This window comes from Gemmobacter denitrificans (assembly GCF_036964905.1).
Lineage (GTDB): Bacteria > Pseudomonadota > Alphaproteobacteria > Rhodobacterales > Rhodobacteraceae > Gemmobacter > Gemmobacter denitrificans.
On record NZ_JBALHR010000038.1, the window covers coordinates 1 to 5068 of the forward strand.

Below are 5068 nucleotides of genomic sequence, written 5' to 3' on the forward strand. Positions count from 1 at the left end.
TACCTGAGTCTTCTTCCGTCTGAGTTGTTTTCGAAGATCATGATGTTGTTTGTGTTTGTTGTGATTGCGGCTGTTGTTGCTGGTTGTGGGGGTTGTTCTGTTCTGGCTTCGACGACGATTTTTTCTGCGGAGTTGAGGGCGGAGAGGTGGAGGTATGTGACGCCGCCGAGGGCTTCGATGATGTCGATGCGGTGGGTATTTCCCGGGGTGAGGGTGAGGGATTGGGGGCGCAGGCCTGCGATGACGGGGGTTCCGGCGGGGGGCAGGGTTGCGGTGACGGGGATTTCGGTGTCTGGTTGCAGGCCGGGAATGGTGATGCGCCCGGGGCCGGTGACGGTGGCGGCGAGGAAGTTCATCGCCGGGCTGCCGATGAAGCCCGCGACGAAGCGGTTGTCGGGATCGTGGTAGAGATCGAGCGGGCGGCCGACCTGTTCGACGCGGCCCGCGCGCAGCACGACGATCTTGTCGGCCAGGGTCATGGCCTCGACCTGGTCATGGGTGACATAGATCATGGTGGCGCCGATCTCGCGGTGCAGGCGGGCGATTTCCACCCGCATTTCCACGCGCAATTCGGCATCGAGATTGGACAGCGGCTCGTCGAAGAGGAACACGTCGGGCCCGCGCACGATGGCGCGTCCGATGGCCACGCGCTGGCGCTGCCCGCCTGACAGGGCCTTGGGCTTGCGCGCCATCAGCGGTTCCAGCTTCAGGATGCGGGCGGCCTGGGCGACCTTGGCCTCGATCTCGGCCCGGGGATGTCCGGTCATCTTCAGGCCGAAGCCCATGTTTTCCGCGACGGTCATATGGGGGTAGAGCGCATAGGTCTGGAACACCATCGCAATGCCGCGTTCGCTGGGGTCCAGCCGGGTCACGTCGCGGGGGCCGATGCGGATGGCACCTTCGCTGGTTTCTTCCAGGCCTGCGATCATGCGCAGCAGCGTGGACTTGCCGCAGCCCGACGGGCCGACAAAGACGCAGAATTCGCCCTCGGCGATGGTCAGATCGACCCCGTGGATCACCTGCGCCTCGCCGTAGCGTTTCACCACGCTCTCAAGGGTTACCCCTGCCATTCCGTTCCTCCCCTCATTGCGGTTGTGCGCGCGCGCCTGTCTGGTGCGCCCGCCCGTGTCTATTGCGGAAAGCGCCAGTCTTCGGCGGCGCCTGCGATCTGTGCGGCGCTGTCGCGGAGGCGGTCGGCCTGGGCCTCCAGCGCCTCGAGCGTGCTGCGCGCCGTGGTCGAGGTGACCGACAGGGCCCCGATCACCTGGCCTGTGCGGGTCAGGATCGGGGCGGCGCAGCAGATGATGCCGGGTTCATGTTCCTCGCGGTCCAGGGCATGGCCGCAGGCGCGGATCGCCTGCAGTTCGGCCCGCAGCTTCTGCGGGCTGTCCAACGTGCCGGGGGTGAAGCGGTGGAAGCTCTGGCGGGCCAGGGCGGCCTCCAGCTCGGGTTCGGGCAGGAAGGCCAGCATGGCCTTGCCGACGCCGGTGCAATAGGCCGGCCCGACCTTGCCCGCGCCGGAGAACATCTCCACCGGTTTTGCGGCATTGCGCTTGTCGACATAGAGCACCTGGCCCTGATCCATCTGCGCCAGATGGATGGTTTCGCCGGTCTCGGCGGAAAGCTGGTCGAGCCAGGGCCGGGCGATGGGGGCCAGCGAGGCGGTGGCCCAGGCGGCATGGGCCAGCCGCAGGAGCCGGATGCCGACCCTGTAGCTGCCGCTGGCCGCGTCATGGGCGAGCATGCCTTGATTCGTCAGGGTCTGCAGCAGCCGGTAGAGCGTGGCCTTGGGATAGGCGCTTTGGGCCAGCAGCTCGGAAAACCTGACGGGGCGGCCCCTTGCGGCCACCATATCCAGCACATCCAGTGCCTTTCCGACAGTTCCGTCAGCGCCCGTTTCCGCAGCCATCCCGGTTCCTCCCTGTTGACAGGCATAACGATACCGCGCCATAGTTTCAATATTCAAGACTGAGTTTCAGATAATGGAACCAAAGGGAGGACACCATGGTTCATTCAGGGAAGGGCGCGCTGGCCGGTCTGGCGCTGCTCGCCATGACCGGTTCGGCCTTGGCCGAACAGCGCGTGCTGAAGTACAACGCCGATTACGACCCGATCCCGCTGGCCGCGATGGAAGCGCTGATTGCCGATTTCGAGGCCGCGAACCCCGAGATCGACGTGCAGCTGACCAATTTCGACCATGAGGGCTACAAGACCGCGATCCGCAACTTCCTGACCGCCGACAGCCCCGATCTGGCCAACTGGTATGCCGGCAACCGCATGGCGCCCTTCGTGAAGGCCGGGCAGTTCCTGGATGTGTCGGATGTCTGGGACGCCAATGGCCTGTCGGACAGCCTGGCCTCGGCCAAGGCCTCGATGACCATCGACGGCAAGCAATGGGGCGTGCCCTATACCTATTACCAGTGGGGGATCTATTTCAACCGCGACGCCTACAAGGCGGCGGGCGTGGAAGAGCCCAGAAGCTGGGACGATTTCGTCGCCAATTGCGAGAAGTTCAAGGCGGCGGGCATCGATTGCGTGACCACCGGCACCAAGGCGCTGTGGCCTGCGGCGGGGATCTTCGACTATCTGTCGCTGCGCACCAATGGCTATGAATGGCACATGGATCTGACGGCGGGCAAGATCGCCTGGACCGATCCGAAGGTGCGCGATGTCTTTGCGCAATGGGCGCGCATCCAGCCCTATACCACCGCCAACCATGCCGCGATCGACTGGCAGGATGCGGCGGCGCTGCTGGTGCAGGGGAAGGCGGCCAATTACGTCATGGGCAATTTTGCCGTCGGCACCTTCAAGGAAGGCGGCATGACCAATGACAGCCTCGGCTTCATGGTCTTCCCGGAAATCACCCCGGGCCTTCCGCGCGCCGAAGAGGCCCCGACCGACACGATCCACATTCCCGCCGGGGCGCAGAATGTCGCGGATGCCAAGACCTTCCTGGCCTTCATCGCCAGCGCCGAGGCCCAGACCAAATGGAACGCGGCCCAGGGCCAGCTGCCGGTGAACCGCAATGCGACCGTGGACCAGAACGATCCCTTCCTGAAGGCCGGGTTCGAGATGCTCTCCACCGCCGAAGGCGGCATCGCCCAGTTCTTCGACCGCGACGCGCCCGCCGAGATGGCCAAGGCCGGGATGGAAGGGTTCCAGGAATTCCTGGTCAAGCCCGAGAACCTGGATGCGATCCTGGAACGGCTCGAGAAGGTCCGTGCCCGGGTCTATCAGTAAGCTTCCGGCCCCGGGCGGCGCGACAGCCGCCCGGGATTGCGCAGGGTCCGGGGGCGCGCGTTCCCGGCAGTTCCACCCCCGGGGGGCATGATGTCTGCATATTGGAAGGCGCATCAGCGGCGGCTGGCGCCCTGGCTGTTCCTCGCGCCCGGCGCGATCCTGTTCCTGATCTATGTGCTGATCCCCATCGCACAATCGATCCGGATTTCCTTTCTCGACTGGGATGGCCTGGGCGCACCGGTCTGGATCGGCATCGGCAATTATGTCGAACTGGCCGAGGACGAGGCCTTCTATACCTCGCTGAAGAACAACGTGATCTGGCTCGCGCTCTACATGCTGGCCCTGCCCGCGGGCCTGTTGATCGCGATCTTCCTCAATCAGAATGTCCGCGGCATCCGCACCTACAAGTCGCTGTTCTTCTTTCCCTTCGTGATAAGCCAGGTCGTCGTCGGGCTGATGTTCTCCTGGTTCTATGCGCCGGGCTTCGGGCTGTTCTACAAGCTGATCGAATGGGCCACCGGCACCGGCATCGCCGTGCTGGCCGATGAACGCTTTGTCACCTATGGCATCATCGCCGCCGGGCTCTGGCCGCAGATCGCCTATGTGATGATCCTGTATCTGACCGGGCTGAACAATGTCGCCCCCGATCAGGTGGAGGCCGCGCGGCTCGATGGGGCAAAGGGCTGGAAGATGCTGTGGTATGTGATCCTGCCGCAGCTCAGACCCGCCAGTTTCATCGCCGTGGTGGTGACCGTGATCGGCGCGCTGCGCAGCTTCGATCTGGTCTCGGTGATGACCGATGGCGGCCCCTATGGCACCTCGCGCGTGCTGTCCTTCTTCATGTATGAACAGGCGCTCAGCGAATATGGCTATCGCATGGGCTATGGGGCCGCCATCGCCGTGGTGCTCTTTGCCATCATGATGATCTTCATTTCCGGCTTCATCTGGAAGATGTGGCGCGACGAGACGGAGCGCTAGAACCATGTTCCCCAGACCCATCGCACAGGCCTCGAAGGCCACCCGGATGCTCTATCAGGCGGCGCTGCCGGTCGCGCTGCTGCTGTGGCTGCTGCCGCTGATCGGCGTGGCGCTGACCTCGCTGCGCCCGGCCGCCGATCTGGCCCGGGGCAATTACTTCGGCATGCCCAGCCATATCGCCTTTGAAAACTACTGGCAGCTGGCCTTCGACAGCGCCATCCCGCAATACATGCTGAATTCGCTGAAGGTCACCATCCCCACCGTGATCGGCGCGCTCGCCCTGTCCTGCATGACCGGCTTTGCGCTGGCCGTCTACAAGTTCCGCTCCAACCTGCTGGTCTTCTTCCTCTTCGTGGCCGGAAACTTCGTGCCCTTCCAGATCCTCATGGTCCCCGTGCGCGACCTGACCCTGCAGATGGGCATGTACAATACCTGGTATGGCCTCGCCCTGTTCCACATCGCCTTCCAGACCGGGTTCTGCACCCTGTTCATGCGCAACTTCATCCGCGCCCTGCCCCATGACCTCATCGAGGCCGCCCGCGTCGAAGGCGTGTCGGAACTCCAGATCTTCTGGCATGTCGTCATGCCCCTGATGCGACCCGCCATCGCAGCCCTCGCCGTTCTGGTCTTCACCTTCATCTGGAACGACTTCTTCTGGGCAACCGTCCTCACAACATCCGCAACAACCCAACCCATCACCGCAGGACTCTCCGCCCTCAACGGACAGTGGATCGCCCAGTGGCACCTCGTCTCCGCAGGCTCAATCCTCGCCGCCCTACCTCCCGTCATCATGTTCTTCACAATGCAAAAACACTTCATCGCAGGACTAACCCTCGGAGCCGTCAAGTGA

5 protein-coding genes are annotated in these 5068 nt (G+C 63.8%); 3 read left to right on the top strand and 2 right to left on the bottom strand.

Annotated elements, in window-relative coordinates:
- Nucleotides 1–1070 (bottom strand): ABC transporter ATP-binding protein (locus V6590_RS20630; RefSeq protein ID WP_335425591.1); only part of this gene is annotated, 1070 nt, incomplete at its 3' end.
- A 59-nt stretch (nt 1071–1129) separates the two neighbouring features.
- Entirely contained in the window at nt 1130–1909 is a 780-nt protein-coding gene (locus tag V6590_RS20635) for an IclR family transcriptional regulator (protein WP_335425592.1), read from the bottom strand.
- A gap of 95 nt (nt 1910–2004) precedes the next feature.
- Here V6590_RS20635 and V6590_RS20640 point away from each other — a divergent pair, with 95 nt between their 5' ends.
- The 3 genes from V6590_RS20640 to V6590_RS20650 all read left to right on the top strand — a co-directional run bounded on the left by V6590_RS20640 (nt 2005) and on the right by V6590_RS20650 (nt 5068).
- Nucleotides 2005–3240 (top strand): ABC transporter substrate-binding protein, encoded by a 1236-nt coding sequence (locus V6590_RS20640; protein ID WP_335425593.1) that lies wholly within the window; start codon nt 2005–2007, stop codon nt 3238–3240.
- A 90-nt stretch (nt 3241–3330) separates the two neighbouring features.
- Nucleotides 3331–4218 carry a carbohydrate ABC transporter permease gene (locus V6590_RS20645; protein ID WP_434063300.1) on the top strand — a complete coding sequence of 296 codons (888 nt, stop codon included), beginning with the start codon at nt 3331–3333 and terminating at the stop codon, nt 4216–4218.
- A 4-nt stretch (nt 4219–4222) separates the two neighbouring features.
- On the top strand, nt 4223–5068 hold the full coding sequence (locus tag V6590_RS20650; RefSeq protein WP_335425595.1) for a carbohydrate ABC transporter permease: 846 nt from the start codon (nt 4223–4225) through the stop codon (nt 5066–5068).

Excerpts from the sequence above, each read along its gene's own strand:
- V6590_RS20645 (WP_434063300.1), top strand. The coding sequence starts at position 3,331 with ATGTCTGCATATTGGAAGGCGCATCAGCGGCGGCTGGCGCCCTGGCTG.
- V6590_RS20640 (WP_335425593.1), top strand. The coding sequence starts at position 2,005 with ATGGTTCATTCAGGGAAGGGCGCGCTGGCCGGTCTGGCGCTGCTCGCC.
- V6590_RS20635 (WP_335425592.1), bottom strand. The coding sequence starts at position 1,909 with ATGGCTGCGGAAACGGGCGCTGACGGAACTGTCGGAAAGGCACTGGAT.
- V6590_RS20650 (WP_335425595.1), top strand. The coding sequence starts at position 4,223 with ATGTTCCCCAGACCCATCGCACAGGCCTCGAAGGCCACCCGGATGCTC.